Source organism: Streptomyces sp. NPDC007205 (genome assembly GCF_040634095.1).
Taxonomy (GTDB): Bacteria; Actinomycetota; Actinomycetes; order Streptomycetales; family Streptomycetaceae; genus Streptomyces.
On record NZ_JBEYEW010000041.1, the window covers coordinates 1 to 20,212 of the forward strand.

At 71.3% G+C, this 20,212-nt stretch carries 15 protein-coding genes and 1 pseudogene; 2 read left to right on the forward strand and 14 right to left on the reverse strand.

Features of this window, described 5'->3' with window-relative positions; translation table 11 throughout:
- Nucleotides 1-129 (forward strand): annotated as a pseudogene (locus ABZ624_RS36365) (UTP--glucose-1-phosphate uridylyltransferase); the annotation flags it as partial.
- A 100-nt stretch (nucleotides 130-229) separates the two neighbouring features.
- Here the strand turns inward: ABZ624_RS36365 and obgE are convergent.
- The 14 genes from obgE to ABZ624_RS36435 all read right to left on the reverse strand — a co-directional run bounded on the left by obgE (nucleotide 230) and on the right by ABZ624_RS36435 (nucleotide 18,594).
- Nucleotides 230-1,675 (reverse strand): GTPase ObgE, encoded by a 1,446-nt coding sequence (gene obgE / locus ABZ624_RS36370; protein ID WP_360098820.1) that lies wholly within the window; start codon nucleotides 1,673-1,675, stop codon nucleotides 230-232.
- Nucleotides 1,676-1,808: 133 nt separating this feature from the next.
- Nucleotides 1,809-2,063: a 50S ribosomal protein L27 gene (rpmA, locus tag ABZ624_RS36375; RefSeq protein WP_023550764.1), complete on the reverse strand. Its 255-nt coding sequence runs from the start codon at nucleotides 2,061-2,063 to the stop codon at nucleotides 1,809-1,811.
- 14 nt (nucleotides 2,064-2,077) lie between these two features.
- On the reverse strand, nucleotides 2,078-2,398 hold the full coding sequence (gene rplU, locus ABZ624_RS36380) for a 50S ribosomal protein L21 (protein WP_003990208.1): 321 nt from the start codon (nucleotides 2,396-2,398) through the stop codon (nucleotides 2,078-2,080).
- A gap of 191 nt (nucleotides 2,399-2,589) precedes the next feature.
- Nucleotides 2,590-3,651, reverse strand: coding sequence for an iron-containing alcohol dehydrogenase family protein (locus ABZ624_RS36385; RefSeq protein ID WP_360098822.1), 1,062 nt, complete (start codon nucleotides 3,649-3,651; stop codon nucleotides 2,590-2,592).
- Nucleotides 3,639-4,391 (reverse strand): phosphocholine cytidylyltransferase family protein, encoded by a 753-nt coding sequence (locus ABZ624_RS36390; RefSeq protein ID WP_360098824.1) that lies wholly within the window; start codon nucleotides 4,389-4,391, stop codon nucleotides 3,639-3,641. Before ABZ624_RS36390 ends, ABZ624_RS36385 begins: the two co-directional genes overlap by 13 nt.
- 100 nt (nucleotides 4,392-4,491) lie before the next feature.
- Complete coding sequence (locus tag ABZ624_RS36395) at nucleotides 4,492-8,964, reverse strand: Rne/Rng family ribonuclease (RefSeq protein WP_360098826.1); 4,473 nt, start codon at nucleotides 8,962-8,964, stop codon at nucleotides 4,492-4,494.
- 262 nt (nucleotides 8,965-9,226) lie between these two features.
- Nucleotides 9,227-10,003 carry a TIGR03936 family radical SAM-associated protein gene (locus tag ABZ624_RS36400; protein ID WP_360098828.1) on the reverse strand — a complete coding sequence of 259 codons (777 nt, stop codon included), beginning with the start codon at nucleotides 10,001-10,003 and terminating at the stop codon, nucleotides 9,227-9,229.
- A gap of 46 nt (nucleotides 10,004-10,049) precedes the next feature.
- On the reverse strand, nucleotides 10,050-11,141 hold the full coding sequence (locus tag ABZ624_RS36405) for a hypothetical protein (protein WP_360098830.1): 1,092 nt from the start codon (nucleotides 11,139-11,141) through the stop codon (nucleotides 10,050-10,052).
- Nucleotides 11,142-11,195: 54 nt separating this feature from the next.
- Nucleotides 11,196-13,727: an amino acid permease gene (locus ABZ624_RS36410; protein ID WP_360098893.1), complete on the reverse strand. Its 2,532-nt coding sequence runs from the start codon at nucleotides 13,725-13,727 to the stop codon at nucleotides 11,196-11,198.
- Nucleotides 13,728-14,011: 284 nt separating this feature from the next.
- Nucleotides 14,012-14,476, reverse strand: coding sequence for a hypothetical protein (locus tag ABZ624_RS36415; RefSeq protein ID WP_360098832.1), 465 nt, complete (start codon nucleotides 14,474-14,476; stop codon nucleotides 14,012-14,014).
- A gap of 146 nt (nucleotides 14,477-14,622) precedes the next feature.
- Nucleotides 14,623-14,898 carry a hypothetical protein gene (locus tag ABZ624_RS36420; RefSeq protein ID WP_360098834.1) on the reverse strand — a complete coding sequence of 92 codons (276 nt, stop codon included), beginning with the start codon at nucleotides 14,896-14,898 and terminating at the stop codon, nucleotides 14,623-14,625.
- A gap of 138 nt (nucleotides 14,899-15,036) precedes the next feature.
- Nucleotides 15,037-17,430 (reverse strand): GH92 family glycosyl hydrolase, encoded by a 2,394-nt coding sequence (locus ABZ624_RS36425; RefSeq protein WP_360098836.1) that lies wholly within the window; start codon nucleotides 17,428-17,430, stop codon nucleotides 15,037-15,039.
- A 165-nt stretch (nucleotides 17,431-17,595) separates the two neighbouring features.
- On the reverse strand, nucleotides 17,596-18,027 hold the full coding sequence (locus ABZ624_RS36430; RefSeq protein ID WP_360098838.1) for a hypothetical protein: 432 nt from the start codon (nucleotides 18,025-18,027) through the stop codon (nucleotides 17,596-17,598).
- A 114-nt stretch (nucleotides 18,028-18,141) separates the two neighbouring features.
- On the reverse strand, nucleotides 18,142-18,594 hold the full coding sequence (locus ABZ624_RS36435) for a hypothetical protein (RefSeq protein WP_360098840.1): 453 nt from the start codon (nucleotides 18,592-18,594) through the stop codon (nucleotides 18,142-18,144).
- A 467-nt stretch (nucleotides 18,595-19,061) separates the two neighbouring features.
- On the opposite strand from ABZ624_RS36435, the gene ABZ624_RS36440 reads away from it, so the two are divergent.
- Nucleotides 19,062-19,616 (forward strand): hypothetical protein, encoded by a 555-nt coding sequence (locus tag ABZ624_RS36440; protein ID WP_360098842.1) that lies wholly within the window; start codon nucleotides 19,062-19,064, stop codon nucleotides 19,614-19,616.
- The last annotated feature ends 596 nt before the right edge of the window (nucleotides 19,617-20,212 follow it).

The following is a 20,212-nucleotide window of genomic DNA, read 5'->3' on the forward strand; positions in this document are numbered from 1 at the left end:
ACCGGCGACCGCGGCGACTATCTGCGTGCCATTGTCAGACTCGCGTGCGAACGTGAAGACCTGGGCCCGGACTTCCGGACCTGGCTCCGCAGTTATGTCGGCCAGGAGCTGGCGGGCGACGACAGCTGACACCGACACCGAGAAGGTGAGAGGGCGGGCCGGAGGAGAACCTCCGGCCCGCCCTCTTTCGTTGCCGCTGCTCCGCGCGGCGGGGCGGGAACGGCTCTGGCTAGAACGGCTCGAAGTCGTCGAACTCCCGGCCGGCCTCGTCCCGTTCGGCCTGCCGGTCCCGGCGCCGCTGGGCGGCAGGACGGGACTCTTCGAGGCGGTGGTCCTCGCCACGACGCCCGAGCATCTCCGCGCCGGCCATGACCGACGGCTCCCAGTCGAACACGACCGCGTTCTCCTCGGGGCCGATGGCGACGCCGTCACCGGAACGGGCACCCGCCTTCATCAACTCCTGCTCGACACCGAGACGGTTGAGCCGGTCGGCGAGATAACCGACCGCCTCGTCGTTGTTGAAGTCGGTCTGCCGCACCCAGCGTTCGGGCTTCTCGCCGCGCACCCGGAACAGCGGCTCCCCGCCGACATCCTCGCGGGTGACCGTGAAGCCCGCGTCGTCCACGGCCTTGGGCCGGATGACGATCCGGGTCGCCTCCTCCTTCGGCTTCGCGGCGCGCGCCTTGGCGACCAGTTCACCGAGCGCGAAGGACAGCTCGCGCAGTCCGATGTGGGCGACGGCCGACACCTCGAGGACGCGGTAGCCGCGCTCCTCCAGGTCGGGGCGGACCATCTCGGCGAGGTCCTTGCCGTCCGGTACGTCGACCTTGTTCAGGACGACGATCCGGGGCCGGTTGCCGAGGCCGCCGTACTGCCGCAGCTCCTCCTCGATGACATCGAGGTCGGAGAGCGGGTCACGGTCGGACTCCAGGGTCGCGGTGTCCAGCACGTGCACCAGGACGCTGCACCGCTCCACGTGCCGCAGGAACTCCAGGCCCAGGCCCTTGCCCTGGCTGGCACCGGGGATCAGGCCCGGCACGTCCGCGATGGTGTAGACGGTGGAACCGGCGGTGACGACACCGAGGTTCGGTACGAGCGTCGTGAAGGGGTAGTCGGCGATCTTCGGCTTGGCCGCGCTGAGCACGGAGATCAGCGAGGACTTGCCGGCGCTCGGGTAGCCGACCAGCGCCACGTCGGCGACGGTCTTCAGCTCCAGGACGATGTCCCGCAGGTGCCCGGGCTCGCCGAGCAGCGCGAAGCCGGGCGCCTTGCGGCGGGCGGAGGCCAGCGCCGCGTTGCCGAGGCCGCCGCGGCCGCCCTGGGCGGCGATGTACGAGGTCCCGTGCCCGACCATGTCGGCGAGCACGTTGCCCGCCTTGTCCAGGACGACCGTGCCGTCCGGCACCGGCAGGACCAGGTCCTCGCCGTCCTTGCCGGAGCGGTTGCCGCCCTCGCCGGGCTTGCCGTTGGTGGCCTTGCGGTGCGGCGAGTGGTGATAGTCGAGCAGCGTCGTGATCGACTGATCGACGGTGAGGATGACGTCACCGCCGCGTCCGCCGTTGCCGCCGTCCGGGCCGCCGAGCGGCTTGAACTTCTCGCGGTGTACGGAGGCACAGCCGTGACCTCCGTTACCCGCGGCGACATGCAGTTCGACGCGGTCCACGAAGGTGGTCATGGTTCAGTGCCTCCAGATAGTGCGGGTATGTCCAGTCGTTGACACAGGGGTCAACACGCGAAAGGCGGACCCGCCTTCCCGAACGGGAAGTGAGGTCCGCCTCGCGAAAGCGTTCGGTGCTGAATCAGGCGATTCAGGCGACCGGAACGATGTTCACGACCTTGCGGCCACGGTGGGTACCGAACTCCACCGCACCGGCCTGCAGCGCGAACAGCGTGTCGTCGCCGCCACGGCCGACACCGGCGCCGGGGTGGAAGTGGGTGCCGCGCTGGCGGACCAGGATCTCACCCGCGTTCACGACCTGACCGCCGAAGCGCTTCACGCCGAGCCGCTGGGCGTTGGAGTCGCGACCGTTCCGGGTGGACGATGCGCCCTTCTTGTGTGCCATCTGTTCTCAGTCCCTTACTTCGCAGCCGTGGGGATCTCAGTGACCTTGATCGCCGTGTACTGCTGGCGGTGGCCCTGGCGACGGCGGTAACCGGTCTTGTTCTTGTAGCGCAGAATGTCGATCTTCTGGCCCTTGTGGTGGTCCACGACCTCGGCCTGGACCTTGATGCCGGCCAGCACCCACGGGTCACTGGTCACAGCGTCGCCGTCGACAACGAGCAGGGTCGAGAGCTCGACCGTGTCGCCAACCTTGGCAGTGGAAATCTTGTCAACCTCAACGATGTCGCCGACAGCAACCTTGTGCTGGCGACCACCGCTGCGCACGATGGCGTACACGCGGATCTCACTTTCGCTCGTTCAGAACCGGCACCCCCGCAGGCCAGCCGCCCAGAAACGACACGGACGACCTCTCCCGGCCAACCCAGTGACCGGGAGGAAGAGGTTTACGGGGATGTGGCGTGCTCAGTGGACACGCCGACGGTCAAGGTTACGGGGCACGGCCGTAGGGGTCAAACTGGGCGCCCAGCTCAGGCGGCGACCGCGGTGACGTAGTCCGCGTACGCCTCCTTGATGCCCCTCGACGACAGCTCGAGGTGCTCCAGGACGGTGTACCGGCCGGGCCGGGTCTCCGGGGCGAACTCCACGGCCCGGACGAACTCGTCGTCGCTGAAGCCGATCTCCTCCGCCAGCACGGGCAACCCGTGCCGGCGCAGCACGTCGGCCATCAGCCGGGCCCCCTCGTGATCGCCCCGCAGGTGCGTGGCGAAGGCGGCACCGAGACCCACCTGCTCGCCGTGGCTCGCCGCCCGCTTCGGATACAGCAGGTCGAGCGCGTGACTGATCTCATGGCAGGCGCCCGACGAGGGGCGGGTGTGTCCGGCGATCGACATGGCGACGCCCGACAGCACCAGCCCTTCGGACAGCACGGTCAGGAACCCGTCGTCACCGCATCCGCCCGGATGGCGCAGCACGGCCTCGCCCGCCTGGCGGGCCATGGCGGCGGCCAGGCCGTCGAGCTTCTCGCCGTTGACGCGGTTGGACAGTTCCCAGTCCGCGACCGCGGAGATGTTGGACAGGGCATCGCCGATGCCCGATCGCACGAAGCGGATCGGGGCCTCCCGTATCACCGTGAGGTCGATGAGGAGGGCGATGGGGGTGGGCACGCCGTACGAGCCGCGGCCGGCGTCGTTGTCCAGGATGGACACGGGCGAGCAGATGCCGTCGTGGGAGAGGTTGGTGGCGACGGCGACCATGGGCAGTCCGATGCGCGCCGCGGAGTACTTCGCGCAGTCGATGATCTTGCCGCCGCCGAGTCCGACGACGGCGTCGTAGTGGCCGGACTTCATCTCGTCGGCCAGCCGGATCGCGTCATCGAGGGTGCCGCCGCCGACCTCGTACCAGGTGGCGCCGGGCAGCGAGGGGGCGATGCGCTCCCGCAGCCTGGCGCCCGAGCCGCCGCTGACGGCCACCGCGAGCCGGCCGGAGTGCGAGATGCGCTGGTCGGCGAGGACGCTCGCCAGGTCGTCCAGGGCACCCGGGCGGATGTCCACGACGACCGGCGAGGGAATCAGCCTGGTCAGTACCGGCATGCGATCTTCCGTCCCCGGGCGAGATCGTCGTGGTTGTCGATCTCGACCCACGGCACGTCGCCGATCGGCTGGACGTCGATCTTGAAGCCGCGGTTCACCAGCTCCTGGTAGCCGTCCTCGTAGTACAGCTGCGGGTCGCGCTCGAAGGTGGCCCTCAGGGCGTCGGCCAGCTCCTCGGCGGCGTCGCCCTCGATGAGCGTGACGCCGATGTACTCGCCGGTCGCCTCGGCCGGGTCCATCAGCTTGGTGATGCGCTGGACGCCCTTCTCGGGGTCCACGACGACCTTCATCTCCTCGTCCGCCAGGGACTTCACGGTGTCCAGGGCGAGGATGATCCTCTTGCCGTCGCCACGGGCCGCGAGCAGCGTCTTCTCGACGGAGACCGGGTGCACGGTGTCGCCGTTGGCGAGGATCACACCGTCCTTGAGGGCGTCACGGCCGCACCACAGGGAGTAGGCGTTGTTCCACTCCTCGGCCTTGTCGTTGTCGATCAAGGTGAGCTTGAGGCCGTACTTCTGCTCCAGGGCCGCCTTGCGCTCGTAGACGGCCTCCTTGCGGTAGCCGACGATGATCGCGGCCTCGGTCAGACCCACCTCGGCGAAGTTGCCCAGGGTCAGGTCGAGGACGGTGAGGGCGTCCGGTGCGTCCTCTGCCCCGACGGGCACGAGAGCCTTGGGCAGAGTGTCGGTGTAGGGGCGCAGACGCCGTCCGGCACCAGCCGCCAGCACGAGGCCTATCATCGCGGTTCTCTCCTTTGTTTCACATGGGTGCCGGCCCCACCGCAAACGGGTGTGGTCCTGTCCGCACGGGGACAGGACCACACCGTGTCACAGCGGCAGGTCAGCTCTCGTCGGCGGAGGCGGACGACACCGTCTGCGGGGCCGCCGTGGTCTTCTTCGCCGTCGACTTCGCGGCGGCCGTCTTGACGGTCTTCGCCGCCTTCTTGGCCGTCGTCTTCTTGGCGGCCGTCTTCTTGGCCACGGTCTTCTTCGCCGCGGTCTTCTTGGCGGCTGCCTTCTTCGCCGTGGCCTTCTTGGCGGTCTTGCGGGCCGCCTTCTTGGCCGGAGCGGCCTCCTCGGCCGGCACCTCGGCCGCCTCCTCGGCGACCGGGGCCTCCTCCGCCACGGCCGACGGAACGACCACGACGGCCGTCTCCTCGGACGCGGTCGGCGCGCTGGCCACGCGTACGGCACGGCGGCGCGGGCGGGCCGGGGCGGCGCTCTCGGCGGGCGCCTCCTCGACCGGAGCCGTGGCCCCGGGCTGTGCCACCGGCGCCTCGGCCGCGGACGCGGTCTCGGGCACCGTCACCACGGCCGCCTCGGCGCCCGCGGGGGAACCGGCCGGCGCCGACACCTTCCGGGTCGCACGACGGCGCGTACGGCCCTTGGGCGCGGCTTCCCCGGCGGCCTCGGCCTGCGGCGCCGGAACCACCTGGTCCTCGACGGCCACCGGCTCGGCCAGGGCCTCGGCGGCCGGCTCCGGGCGCACGGGGCGCGTCGCCGCCTCCTCGGCGGTGACCTCCTGAGCGGTCGGCGCCTCGGCCGCCGGGGCCTCCGCCTGAGCGACCTCGGCCTGCGGAGCCTCCTCGCGAGGAGCCCTCGCGGCCCGCTCCGCCTTCGGAGCGCCCGCCGGAGCCGAGGCCCGGCGGCTCGCCCGGCGCCGGGTACGGCCACGGGTGGCCGCCGCCTCCGCCTCGGCGACGCTGCTGTACAGCTCCTCGTCCGGCGCGAAGTCCGGGGCCGGCAGGGCGACCGGCTCGGCGACCTCGGCGGCCACCTCGACGGCCGTCTCGACCTCCGGCTCGACGGCCTCACCGGTCTCCACCGCCACGGCGGCGGTCTCGTGCACGTGCTCGTGCACGTCACCGCCCCGGCCGCGCTTCTTGCGCTTGCCGCCACCGCCGCCCGCGGCGGCCGGCTGCTCCATGTGCACGATGACACCGCGGCCGTTGCAGTGGACGCAGGTCTCGGAGAAGGACTCCAGCAGGCCCTGGCCCACCCGCTTGCGGGTCATCTGCACCAGGCCCAGCGAGGTCACCTCGGCCACCTGGTGCTTCGTACGGTCGCGGCCCAGGCACTCCAGCAGGCGGCGCAGCACCAGGTCCCGGTTGGACTCCAGCACCATGTCGATGAAGTCGATCACGATGATGCCGCCGAGGTCGCGCAGCCGCAGCTGGCGCACGATCTCCTCGGCCGCCTCCAGGTTGTTCCTGGTGACCGTCTCCTCCAGGTTGCCGCCCTGGCCGGTGAACTTGCCGGTGTTGACGTCGACGACGACCATCGCCTCGGTCCGGTCGATCACCAGCGAACCGCCGCTGGGCAGCCAGACCTTGCGGTCCAGCGCCTTGGCCAGCTGCTCGTCGATCCGGTACGTGGCGAAGACGTCGACCTCGGAGGTCCACTTCGAGAGCCGCTCAGCCAGGTCCGGGGCGACATGCGAGACGTACCCGTGGATGGTCGACCAGGCCTCGTCGCCGCTGACGACGACCTTGGAGAAGTCCTCGTTGAAGATGTCGCGCACGACCCGGACGGTCATGTCCGGCTCGCCGTACAGCAGCGTCGGGGCGTTGCCGTTCTTCGACTTCTTCTGGATGTCCTCCCACTGCGACTGCAGCCGCTCGACGTCCCGGCGCAGCTCGTCCTCGCTCGCGCCCTCGGCGGCGGTACGCACGATGACGCCCGCGTCCTCGGGGACGATCTTCTTGAGGATGGTCTTCAGCCGGGCCCGCTCGGTGTCGGGCAGCTTGCGGCTGATGCCGGTCATCGAGCCCTCGGGGACGTACACGAGGTAGCGGCCCGGCAGGGAGACCTGGCTGGTCAGACGCGCGCCCTTGTGCCCGATCGGGTCCTTGGTGACCTGTACGAGGACGGACTGCCCCGACTTCAGCGCGGACTCGATACGACGGGGGCCGTTGGCCATCCCCAGCGCCTCGAAGTTGACCTCACCGGCGTAGAGAACGGCATTCCGCCCCTTGCCGATGTCGATGAAGGCGGCCTCCATCGACGGCAGCACGTTCTGGACCTTGCCCAGGTAGACGTTGCCGACGTACGAGGTCGACTGCTCCTTGTTGACGTAGTGCTCGACGAGCACGCCGTCCTCCAGGACGCCGATCTGCGTGCGCTCGCCGTGCTGGCGCACGACCATCACGCGCTCGACGGCCTCGCGGCGGGCCAGGAACTCGGCCTCGGTGATGATCGGAACGCGGCGGCGGCCCTGCTCGCGCCCCTCGCGGCGGCGCTGCTTCTTGGCCTCCAGACGGGTCGAGCCCTTGATGGACTGCACCTCGTCCGACGGCTCGCTGGGCTTGCGCGGCTCACGGACCTTGACGACCGTGCGCTCCGGGTCGCCCTCGCCGGGCTCGGTGTCGGCGGCCGTGTCACCGGCGCGGCGCCGGCGACGGCGCCGGCGACGGCTGCTGGAGCTGGAGAAACCGCCCTCGTCCTGGGCCTCCTCGGCGTCCTCTTCCTCCTGCTCGGCGGTGTCCTCGGCGTCCTGCGCGGCCTGCTCGGCGGCCAGTTCCTCGGCCTCCGTGCCCTCGCCCTCGCCGTCGGCGGCGTCACCGCGACGACGGCGGCGGCCGCCCCGGCGGCGACGGCGACGCGAGCCGGACTCCTCGAAGCCCTCGGCGCCCTCCGTCTCCTCGGCCTCCTCGCCCTCCTCGGCCTCGGCGAGGTCCTCGACGGGCTCCGGTGCCTGCTCGGGCTCCTCGGGCTGCTCGGCCTGGGCGGTCTGCGTCTCCTCGGCGGCGGCGCCCCGGCGGCGACGGCGGCGGCGCGAGCCGGTCTCGGCGGGCTCCTCCGCCTGCACCTCCGGCTCCTCCGGCTCCTCCGGCTCGGCGGCCTCAGCGGCGGCCGCGGCCGCGGCGCGCTCGGGGGTCTGGAACCTCGGCTCGGTGAACACCGGCGCCTGGAAGACGGCGACGGCGGGCCGGGCGGGCCGGCGCGGGGCGTCGCCCTCGGCGTCCTCGGTCTCGGCGGCCGGCGCGGGCTCGGAGAACCCGAACACGGGGCGCACGGCCCGACGCCGGGCACGACGCGGAGCGGCCTCCTCGGTGGGGGCCTGCGGCGCCTGGGCGGCGGTGGCGGCCTCGGTGGTGTGCGTGCTGACGGGGACCTCCGGGGTGTGTGCCCCGGCACCGGCGTCGGCGGACGCGGCCTCGGCGGCGGTCTTCTCGGTCTCGGCCTCGGCGACGGGAGCGGCGGCGGCCTCGGCGGGCGCGGACACGCGGCGCGTGGCCCGGCGCCGGGCACGACGCGGAGCGGCCTCCTCGGCGGCACCGCTCACCTCTGCGGCAGCGGAGGCGTCGGCGGCGGGGGCCGCCTCTGCGACGGCAGCAGCCGGGGCTTCCTCGGCGGCGGCCTTCGGTGCCCCGACGGGCGCGGACGCGCGGCGGGTGGCACGGCGGCGGGTGCGGCCGGCGGGCGCGGCCTCCTGCGCGGGGGCGGGCGTCCCGGCGGCGGCAGGCTCCTCCTGGATCGTCCCGGCCTCGGCGGCCGTGGCCGTACCCGAAGCGGAGGCGGCCGGTACGACGGTCTCGACGGCCTCCGCGGAGACGGGGGCCCCGGCCGGCGCGGACGTGCGGCGCGTGGCCCGGCGGCGCGGCCGGCCGGCGGGAGCCTCGGCCTCGGTGGGAGCGCCAGCCCCGGCGGGAGCCTCGGCCTCGGTGGGAGCGCCAGCCCCGGCGGGAGCCTCGGCCTCGGTGGGAGCGGCAGGAGCAGCAGCCTCGGCGGCCTCCTCCGCCGCTCCGGTGGCGCGGGTCGGCGCAGCCACGCTGCGCGTGGCGCGGCGGCGGACGCGGCGCGGGGCGGCCTCCTCCCCGACGACGACCTCGCCGCCCTCGGCGACGGCAGCGGGCTTCTCGGTCTCGGCGACGGCGGGCGTGGCCGGTACGACGGTCTCGGCGGCCTCGACGGTCGACGGTGACCCCGTGGGCGCGGACGCACGGCGCGTGGCCCGGCGGCGCGGACGGCCGGAGGAGGCGGCCTCCTCGGCGCCGGGCGCCGGGGCGGGCTCTGCGGTCTCGGGGCTCTCCACGTCGGCCTCCACAGCCGCTTCTTGGGCCTCGACGGCCTCCATTGCCTCTTCGGCCTCAGCGGCGGCTACGGCCTCCTCGGTGCCCTCCGCCGCAGCGGCCTGGGTGATCTCGTCCGAGTCCGCGGCCGGTATGGCCGGCACCGTCACCTCGGCGGGTGCCTCGGTGCCGGCGGGCGGCCCCGCCGGGCGGGAGGCGGCACGGCGACGCCTGCGCGGCGGCAGGGTGTCGCTCGGAGTGTTCAGTTCGGAACCCTCGCGGGGTTCGGTCGGCTCGAGCATGCGGGCGGTTCTCCCGTCAGGCTCCCGGGCGCCGCGCCTGGTCCGGCGACGGTCTCTGTGGACCGTCCGCCGTTGACGTCCGCGGCCCGCGGGATCCGCGATGGCCGCCGTCCGGGGCGCGGGCGCCGCACGGGAGCACTCTGTGTCCTGTCTCGCCGGTTCCGTACGCCTTGTCGGTACGGCCTGGCGAAAGTCTTCTGGTCGGTGCGCTGCCCGACCCAGGTGGCTCCCGAGTACGAGGGCGGCGCTACGACGTCCGTCCCTACGCGGGACCTTCCGGCGTCGGCGCCGTCGCGGCGGCAGCCGGCGGGGCCGTCAGGGCCTCGGCTGCCTCGCGGTCGGGCGCGAGCGGGTCGGTCACCGTGCCGGTCTCTTCATCGAACAGCCCCTGCGCCAGCCTGGTCACCGCTGCGGGGACCGGCGGCGCCAGGTCGGCCACGGCGCGGAGACCGGACAGGACGTCGTCGGGTCGTACGGCAGGCGTCACGTGCCGAACAACCAGCCGCAGTATCGCACAGGGCTGGTCGGTCGGCCTATCAGCCGGTGAACCGTGCGTTTCCAGGCTCACCACGGCCGGGCGGGCGTCGAAGGTACGGACGCCGTTCTTGGTCATCCGCTGCACCTCGACGGTCCCGGCCTTCCGGAAGGCCTCGGCCGCGCGCTCGGCGTCGGCCGGGTCGACGCCGTCCAGCCGCAGCTCCCACACGGAAGCCGTGAGCCGGTCGGCGAGGCCCGAGGTCCGCGCCTCGACCGCCTCGGTCACGTCGAGCCCGGCGGGCAGCGACTCGTCGAGGAGGACGCGCAGCGTCTCCGGGTCGCGCGGTGCGGTGAGCGCGATCTCCAGATACTCCGCCTCACTGCCCGTGCCGGTGGGTGCGGCATTGGCGTACGACACCTTCGGGTGCGGCGTGAACCCGGCCGAGTACGCCATGGGCACCTCGGCGCGGCGCAGCGCCCGCTCGAAGGCGCGCTGGAAGTCTCGGTGGCTGGTGAACCTCAGGCGGCCGCGCTTGGTGTAGCGCAGTCGGATGCGCTGCACCGCGGGTGCGGGCGGCGGGCCTTCGGGCTGTCGCTTGCCCAGTGTCCTAGTCCTTCGTGAGTGCGGTCGTACTGCTACCAAGAGTACGTGTCGCGGGGCCCTGAGGTTCCCGCCGGTCCACCGCGGCCGGTTGCCGGGGCTCGCCGAACAGCATCCGCCGGAAGTCCGCGCGGGCCTGCCGTACCGTGTCGCGGGCGCCTGCCAGCGCCTCGCGCACGGACCGGCCCAGCACGCGCGCACCCTCGGCGACGGGCCGCAGGACCGCGTCCCGGACGACGTGGCCGACCGGGGTGAGGACGGTCAGGTACACCCAGCGCACCGGCTCCACGAAGATCCACCGGAAGAGGGTCCGGAGCGCGCGGCCGACGGCCCGCGAGATGCGTCCGGCGATCCGCCAGGCGTGCCCGAGGGCGTCCCCGGCCTCCCGCGCGACGAGGGCGAGGAAGCGGCCGACGGGCGCGAGGACCCAGCGCCACAGCGCGAGGGCGGGCAGGACGAGGAGGACGCGCAGGGTCCAGTACAGGGCGACGCCGACGCCGGTGGCGATCACACCGAGCAGCCACCCCAGCCCGCGTAGGCACCAGGCGACGGCACGTCCGACGGGCGCGAGGACCCAGTCGTACAGCCACCGCGCGGGCACGACGAGCAGATACCGCACCAGCCAGGCGACGGCCGTGTACACGCCGGTGCCCACGGCGGCGAGCACGGCGCCGATGCCCCTCACCAGCCGGGCGACCGCGTGTCCGACGGGGCACAGCACGCGCGCGTACACCCCGCGCGCCAGCCACGCGACGGCGTGCCCGACCGGCGTGAGCACATACCGGTACATCCACACGGCCGGTACGACGACGAGGACGGTGCCCAGCCACGCGAGCGCCTTGCCGACGGGCACCAGGACATAGCGCCACAGGCCCACGAACGGCCAGACGAACAGGGCCGTTGCGGCCCACGTCAGTGCCCGGCCGAACGGCCCGAACACGGTGTCCCGCAGAAGCCTTCCGGTGATGACGAGCACGTCCCACCCCATCCGCACCGGCACCACCAGCACCAGGACGAGAATCCGCAGGGGGACGCGGATCGCGACGGTGAGGCACCCTTCCGGCTGCCGGGGCTGGGGAGGCGGCTTGTGCAGTTCCATACAGGGGTAGACGCCGGGCCCGTCCGTTCGGATCCGGTCAGGTCGTGCGCTCGGTCACGGCAGGTCCTGTTCGGTCCAGATCGTCTTGCCCGTCGGGGTGTAGCGCGTGCCCCAGTGGTGGGTCATCTGGGCGATGATGAACAGGCCCCGGCCTCCCTCGTCGTCGCTCGCGGCGTGCCGCAGGTTGGGCGAGGTGTGGCCGGTGTCGGAGACCTCGCAGGTCAGGGTCCGGTCGCGGATCAGGCGTACCTGGATCGGGCCGCCGGCGTAGCGGATGGCGTTGGTGACCAGTTCGCTGACGATGAGTTCGGTGGTGAACGCCAGGTCGTCCAGCCCCCAGTCGCCGAGCTGCTTGGTGACGGCGGTGCGGATGGTCGCCACCGCCGCCGGGTCCGCGATCAGCGCCCACTCGGCGAACCGGTTCCGGTCGAGCCGGCGGGTGCGGACCGTGAGCAGCGTCGCGTCCATGTCCACCGCCCCGGGCAGCAGGGCGGTCACCGCCCTGTCGCACAACGCCTCCAGAGACGCGTCTGCGCCGCCGAGGACCTGGCAGAGCCGCGCGAGTCCGGCGGCACGGTCGTCGGCCGCCTGGAGGAGGCCGCCCGTGAAGAGGGCGACGAGACTGCCGGGCGCCACCTCCACCTCCATGCTCCGGTAGGGCGGGCCGCCGACACCCAGCGGCGGTCCGGGCGGCAGCTGAAGGGGGTCGACGGCGCCCCCGTACGGCGCGACGACCGCCTGCACCGACTCCCCGGCCCGCGCCAGGCTGCACTTGCCCGAGACCGGGTCGTACACCGCGTACAGGCAGCTCACGCCCAGGGCCGCGTCGGGCTGCTGCCGCCGGATGCCCGGGCCGTGGCCGGGGCCGCTGTCGTGCCCGGTCTGGTCGACCAGGTCGTCCAGGCGGGACAGCAGCTCGTCCGGGGCCAGGTCCAGCCGGGCCAGCACGCGCACCCCCGTGCGCAGGCGCCCCATGGTGGCCGCGGCGCGCAGGCCGTGGCCGAGCACGTCCCCGACGACCAGCCCGACCCGGGTGCCGGACAGGGGGATGACGTCGTACCAGTCGCCGCCCACCCCGGAGCCGCTGTCGGCGGGCAGATAGCGGCTCGCCGAGTCCACGGCGGCGTGCTGCGGCAGACGGCGCGGAAGCAGGCTCCGCTGGAGTTTGAGGGCCACGCTGTGGCCCCGGGTGACCAGCGGCATCAGCAGGAGACCGATCAGCAGCGCGCCCAGGCCGAGCACCGTGACCCCGCCCGTCCTGCCGATCAGGGGCAGGTCGACGGTGGTCGTGCCGTACCGGGGGTCGGCGTAGACGACGAAGGTGGCGTAGAGGAACAGCAGGGCCATGGCCAGCCCGCCGAGCCCGGGCAGTACGCCTTTGAAGACCAGGTCCCGGGCGCTGCGGGTGAGGACCTTGCGGTGGTACCAGACGCAGGCGAAGCCGGTCAGTCCGTACTGGAACGCGATCGCGAGACCGACCGAGTCGATCGAGTCGGCCAGGACGTTCTGGCTGAACGACGCCAGCAGGCCGAACAGGGCGATCGAGGCCGCTCCCATGCCGACGGTTCCCCAGGTCGGGGTGAGGAACCTGCGGTGGACCCGGGCGAACCGGGAGGGGACCGCCTTGTGGACCGCCATCGAGAAGACGGTCCTGGCCAGCGGCAGGATGGTGGTCTCGGCGGAGGCCAGCGCGGAGGTCAGCACCATCAGGATCAGCAGTCGCGACAGCAGCAGCCCCGTGCCCTGGCTCCCGAACACGGCCTCGCCCAGTCCGGAGAGCACATCGTCGGTGTTGTGCGTGTTGCCGAGTCCGATGCCCGAGGTGCCGACTCCCGCGAACGCCTGCGCCGAGGTGGACACCAGCGCGTACATGACCAGGAGCAGCACGGTGGACAGAACGGCGGCGCGCCCGGGGATGCGGGTGCTGTCGACGGTTTCCTCGTTGACCGAGAAGGCGGTGTCCCAGCCCCAGTAGATGAAGACGCCCGCGAGGACGCCCGAGGTCAGGGCCGTCGCCGATGGCACCCGAAAGGGGTTGAACCAGGACGCGGAGACATGGATCGCCGTCGGCGGAGGATCGGTGTAGACCCTGATCAGTGCGGCGACCGCGAAGAGGACCAGCATCACCACTTCCAGGCACAGCAGCCAGCGCTGGACGGCCGCCGAGACCTCGATGCCGACGTAGCAGATCACGGTCAGCACGGCGATCCAGACGACGCCCGCCAGGGTGGTCCACAGCCGGCTGCCGGCCAGCTCGTCCAGGCCCACCAGCCGGAAGCCGTAGGCGGCGGCGATCGCGGCGAGGTTCGCCATGACGATGATGTTGGCGACGATGATGCCCCAGCCGCCCATCCAGCCGGTGCGCGGCCCGAAGGCGCGGGTGGCCCAGATGAAGGTGGTCCCGCAGTCGGCGTTGCTCGCGTTGAGCTCCCGGAAGGCGTACGCGACCAGGAGCATCGGGATGAACGCCAGCATCGTGACGACCGGGGCCTGCAGTCCGACCCCGGCCACGATGAGACCCAGCGTGGCGGCCAGGCTGTACGCCGGGCCGGTGGACGCCAGGCCCATCGCCACCGAGGAGAACATGCCCAGGGCGTCGTTCTTGAGCCCCTTACGGCCGACCGCCGTCCCGGGAGCGGGGCGGCCGGCGGACTCGGCGCCGCCAAAGTGCCTCACACTTGATTGCAACGCCGGGGCGCTTGCCTCCGCAACAGCGCGGGGCGGCGGGCGGCACCGGGCAGCGGGCGGCACCGGAAACACCACTGAGCCCCCTCCGCATCGGGACGGGGCTCAGAAGGACGCTTCCTCAGCAGGTCTGCCAGCGGTCGCTGCCAGCGATGGCTGTCAGCGGTCGCTGTCAGTAGTTGCTGTCAGTAGTTGCTGGGAATGACGCAGAAGTCGATGTGGCTGAGGTCCGCGAACTTGCCGCTCGGGTTGATCGGGGTGTGGAGCGATCCGTCCATCGTGATGCCCGCGGGGAAGCCCGTTGTGCTGTCGTAGGTGTAGACGTTGGCGCCGCCGGTCCCGCCCTTGGCGGTGACCTTGACCGCGGCGCGGTGATCAGTCGCGGGGATGCTGAAGCTGAACACCTGTCCCGCCGAGGTGTTGGTGACGGTGATCTGGAAGGTTCCGTCACCGGGAATCGAGACGGTCCCGGTGGCGGGGTCCTCCACCCGGAACCCGGTCGCGCCCGCGGGACAGGACACGGGCGGGTTGTCGTCCACTTCCACGGGCTGCACCCCCGCGTTGCTCGGCGGGCCCGCCTGGGCCAACGCCGGACCGGCGGCGGCGCCGAGTGCCGCGGCCGCGGTCAGACCGGCGCCGGCGATCCTCACCCCCCATCTCGCCCGTCCCGACCACGTCTTTGCTGGCGCTGCTCCTCGCATGACGAGCATTCCTCCTTTTTCCTCGGACACCGCTGGTACCGGATCTCGGATACCTGAGCTCGCCAACGATCACATGGTCAGACCGTCATTCTGTGTTACGACTCCTTTCCCTGGACCGTTCGGGTGAGAGGCTTGGCAGCCTTCCCGGGAAGGTGGGCCGCGACCAGCTGCACAAGAACCAGGATGGTGATCGCCACCACCAACCAGACGGCCTCGTGCAGCACGCTGGTCATCGTGTCGCCGTTGACCACACAGGCCATTACGCCGGCCAGGGCGATCGTGCTTTTATGGCGGCTGCCACTTCCGCACACAACAGTCTGGAGTGGGTGGACTTCGAGTGCAGAAAATCCACCGAAACCGTGAATGGACATTGGCCTCCTTGGTTACTCGGAAGGCTTGACCTGCGGTGATACTCCGCTATACCACACAGTACTAAAAAATGCCGCGCCGGCTCAATTGACACGCCCTTGAGCCACATACCGATTTCAGGAAAAGCACGGCGGTCTCGGTCAATGAATTCCCGTCGCCGGGTGGTGCCCGCGCGCGTGACACCTGCCGGGATGGTGGGGCCGGCCCCGGCCGAGGTGACGGTGGCATCGTCCGGCGTGACAGCCTCGCAGTGCACAGGGGTGCCGGGACGGGGTCTGCCCGCCGCGGAAGGACGGCGGGGCGTCACTCCGTGCGGCACCCCAGGTCGTATCGGGGACGTCGCCGAGCGTGTAGTCGAGGGTCCCGCCATGACGGACGAAGGACTCCGGGAGCCAGGCCCTGGAGGATCTGACGCCGTTGACCTTCAGGGCATGCACATAGGGCCTGTCCGCGCCCGCACCGGGCGCACGGATTCTCATCGGCCGGCCGGCGTCACGGTGCACGGTGACGGCCGGGAACAGGGGGCCGGCCAGGACCAGTTCGGCCCGAGCCGGCACCTGCGGATACATGCCGAGCGCCGACCAGACGTACCAGGACGACAGGGTGCCCAGGTCGTCGTTGCCCACCTCGCCACCGGGGCCGGGGCCCCACAGGGTGTTGACGGCGCGGCGGACCACGTACTGCGTGCGGTAGGGGGCGCTCGCGTAGACGTACGTCCAGGGAGAGTTCAGGGACGGTTCATTACCGAGGAAGGCGTGCGGCGCGGCCGGCCCGGCGTTGAATTCGGTGAAGAACTCGTCAAGCCGCGGAACGACCTTGTCGTTGCCGCCCATCGCCGCAAAAAGCCCGGCGAGGTCGTACGGCACCATCCACTCGTATTGGGCGGCGTTGCCCTCGACATAGCCTTTGCTGTCGGCCGGGTTGAACGGCGACCTGAAGGAGCCGTCGCGACTGCGCGGCTGAATCCAGGAGCTGGCGGGGTTGAACAGGTTCCGCCAGTATTGTGCCCGCTTCATGAACGTCGTCTCGGTGTCGGTGTCCCCGAGCCGTCCGGCCAGCGCCGCGATTCCGAAGTCGGCGGTGGTGTACTCAAGGGTGGTCGACGCGTCGTCGGGCAGGTATCCGAGCGACAGGTAGTCGGCGAGACCGGGCCGCTCGACGTAACGTGCGCCGGCCTTCTGGATGGTGGTCGCGCCCTTGACCATGGACGCCAGGGCTGCCTTGGCGTCGAAATCGGTGGCCCCGAAGGCGTACATGCTGGCGAGGATCGAATGGTACGGGTCGCCGTTCATGACGCCCGCGAAGTCGTTGTCGACCGACCACCGGTCCCACACGTCATGGGCCTGGCGCGCCTGGTTGTACATGGACTGGGCGATGTCCGAGGCCACGTTCGGCGCGAGGAGGGCGAGCAGTTGCGCCTCACAGCGGTATATGTCCCAGCCGGAGAAGTTGGCGTACTGGTGGTGGCCGCCGTGGACTGTGTGGACCCGGCCGTCGAAGCCGATGTACCGGCCGTTCACGTCGTCGAAGACGTTGGGCTGGAGGAGAGAGTGGTAGAGGGCCGTGTAGAAGGTTGTTCGCTGGACGTCGGTGCCGCCGGCGACCTCGATCCGGTGCAGCCGGGCGTTCCACTGTGTCCGGGTGTCTTCAGCAACGGTGTCGAACGACGCCGAGCCCTGCTCCCGCGCCGCGTTCTCGGCGGCACCGGCAACGCTTACATACGACAGGCCGACCTTGACGCCCACGGTGCGTGACCGGGTGGTGTCGAAGGTGACGTAGGCCCCGTGCTGGGCCGGGGCTGGGCCGACCGTCCTGCCGCCGGGGGCGACGACGCCGTTGTGCCATGTGCCGACAGAGGCGAAGGGCTGGTCGAAGGTGACCGAGAAGTACACACGGTAGCGGTTGCCGCTGCCGCAGAAGCCGCCGCCGGTGACATAGCCGGTGACAGCGCGGCGAGCCTCGTCCACGGTCGCTCGGGCGTCGGACGCGCCGCGCAGGGAGCCGGAGAGACCGATGAGGAGGGACGCCGCACGGCCGGCGGGGTAGGTGAAGCGGCCGGCGCCGGAACGCTGGGTCGCGGTCAGCTCGACCTTCGTACCGGAGGCGAGCGTGACACCGTAGTAGCCGGGCCGCGCCGACTCGGCGTCGTGCGAGAAGCCGTCCAGATAGGTGTCGGGCTCGGTGGCCGGCGACTGGTCCACCGTGCCCACGTGGGGCATGAACGGCAGGTCCTGGGCGGCGGTGCAGCCGGCGCCGGAAAAGTGCGTCAGGCTGAAGCCACGGATCTCATGGTCGGTGTAGTCGTAACCGCCGGGCCGGGGACTGCGGGTGTCCGGGCTCCACTGCACCATGCCGAAGGGAGCGTCGGCGCCGGGGAAGGTGTTGCCTCCGTCGTAGCTGGTACTGCCGGTTTTCTCGGTGCCGACGAACGGGTTGACGTACGGGGTGAGGTCCTGCGGGATGCTGCCGGCCGCCTCGTCGGCCGCTGCCCGGACGGGGGGCGTGGCAGCGGTCGGTATTCCGGCAGTGACCACTATGGCCAGGACTAACCGGCCCCATCGCCACGCATTCGTCAGCACTGGCACGGGAAGCCTCCTCCGCCAAACCGCCCTCTCAAACCTCCCCGTCACCAGGAGTATCCATGGCTTGAACGGTGAGTGAGCAAGTGGGTGTGGCAAACGAGGCGCGGGCGGTCCGGATCAGCCCTGGACCGGCTCCGCCGAGACACCGTCCCAGGTGAACCGGTGACGATTCCTGTCCCGGTCGAAGGCCAGGCCGATGTCGATGCCGGCTATGCCGCAGTTCTCCCGCAGACACTCGATGACGGCCGCGGCGGCGACTTCCTCCTGGTAGTCCGTCAGCATGGGCACGTCCCAGTCGTCCACCCGCACCATCAGGGCGTCGCCTCCGTCCCTGAGAGCATCCAGCTGCCCTGCCACCAGCCCGAGGCCGAACGCCATCCATGTCTCGTCCGCCGAGGTGAGTCCCTGCGGCAGCTGCCACCAGACACCCGAGTCGTCGATTCGGCGCGCCTCGCGCGGCGGCTCGGCCATGGGCCGGACATCGAGGGTGACGCGTGCGACGAGCCCCCACGGACCGACGCGCCTCTTGTACGTATGCGTGAATGCCACGAGTGTCCTCTGCCGGGTGTGGGTGAAGAGATCAGCCGTGCGTTCGCGTTCGAAGGGTGCCGCGAACAGATTCGGTGCGGGCCACTCACCTGGGGCGACCGTGGTCCGCCTCCGTCACCGGGCGCCCGCCTCGGACACCCACGTGCCCGCCTTGCGGACCTCCGGCCCCTCGACGTGCGCGGCACCGGCCGCGTACAGCAGCCACAGCAGGTCGAGGGACCCGAAGAAGGACTCCCCCCCCCACGGACCTCCCGCACCTCGCCGCAGGTACGCGGTGCGGCCGTCCTGGGCGAACCCCTCCCGCACCTCACCGTCCCGGGCGGAGACCGCCGTGAACCAGTCGGGGAATGCATCCGCCGGCAGCTCCTCGTCGCCGAACTGCGCCGTACAGGCCAGGTGGAGCGCGGCGGCGGAAAGGACATCGCGTACGCGCCGCGCATACGCCTCCGGGGCACCGTCGGCGACGTCGACGGTGAAGGCGGCCAGCACCGGCGGAGCCGACTCGGCCCGGGGACGCTGCCGTACCCGAATCCGTTCGGCCGCGACGGTCTCGTGGCTGTGGATCACTGCCCGATCCTGGCTCGCGCCCTTGGCCGGTGAGCCACTCGACCCCCTGCCTGTCGCCTCAGTGCGCGTGACCGCTCGAAGCCGGCGTCGGACCAGCGTTCTTGACCGTCAGGGGGAGCAACTTCTTGCCGGTCGGGCCGATTTGTATGGCTGTGTCCATCTGCGGGCGGGGAGCCATGCACACTCGCGCCACGCTCGCGGCTGACACATGGGGCTGTCGCCGACCCGCTTCTGCAGTTCGACCTGGGCTCCGCCCCAGCGCGGGAGGCGCCGGGGAACAGGGCCGACCGTAAGGCGTGGTCATTTTCCAGCCAGCCGTGCCCCGGGGCGGCGTAAGAGTTCCGTGATCAGGCAAGGTCACGACTATCGTGCCGGGGTTGCATCTGTTGCGGATATCAGATGGCAGGGGCACCACAAGTGACTGGCTAAGGTGCTGCTGAGGGGATGACTGCACGGGGGAGGACTCGATGGCCGACAACGCGGGGGATCCGCAGGCAACTGCCGCTGCGCTGGAATCGGCCGCCGGTGCGCTGGCCGCGTCCGGCATCGGCCCGATCGCAGGTGTAGGTGCCGTCATGGCCCGGGAGTTGCGGGTCGAGGCCGAGACGCTGACGGCCTTCAAGAACCGGGTGAACGACCTCCTGAATCGGCTGGAGAAGTCGAAGGCTGCCCCGCACAGGATCGCGGACGGCGCCCTGCCGGCAGGGCGGTTGGGCAACTTCGACGAAGCAGACGCGCTCCACGGTGCCTACACCCAGGTGCATTCCCAACTGGAGCGCCTTTCCAAGGTGCTGGCTCTGCAGATCGAGGGGCTGATGGTCACGGTCGACGCGTCGAAGAGCAACTATCACAATCTCGACGCCGACGTTCGCGATCGCCTGCACCGCATCCGTGTGGAGGCCGACAAGCTGGCTGTCGATGAGGTCGGGCCGGGATCAAAGGGACACGCTCACGGCGGGGCGGATGCGTCCGGCCATGGCGGACACAGCTCCACGTCGGACTCGCAGACAGGTGGCCTGTGATGCCCGTGGTGATGAGACAGCGCGACGGCATGCTCAGGGCAGCAAAGATGGTGGGGGCCCATGTCTGACTTTGTCAGCCGCATGTGGGAGACGGTCAGGCAGGAGCGGTTCCTGGTCCAGGACCCCGAACAGTTGTGGGCCATGGTGGAGTCGGCCGACGGGCCGACGGCCAGCGGTCTCGGTGAGCTTCTGAAGGAGGCCGCCAAGACGATCAAGGAGATCGGCGGCGATCTGCGGACCCACAGCATGGCGGTCGAGTGGGAAGGCGAGGGCGGCCAGGCGTTCCGAACCTGGTGCTACCAGGCAGCGCTGGCCACACTGAGCCTGGGTGATTACAGCGAGAACGCGGGTAAGTGGTTGGGCCACGCGGCGGACACGCTGCACGAGGTCAAGCCGCAGCTTGAGATGCTACGGAACCAGAGTGTCAGTGCGCGCTCGGTGCTTGACGCGCATGCGGCGAAGGCGACGAACGTCGGCGATCACGGCGGCGGCCCGTCGGACTCCGCGGTGGCGAAGGCCAAGACCCAGTACGCCAACACCCGTGCTGAGGCCGGCGGGCTGATGATGAAGCTTGCTCAGTCGTACACGACGTCGAC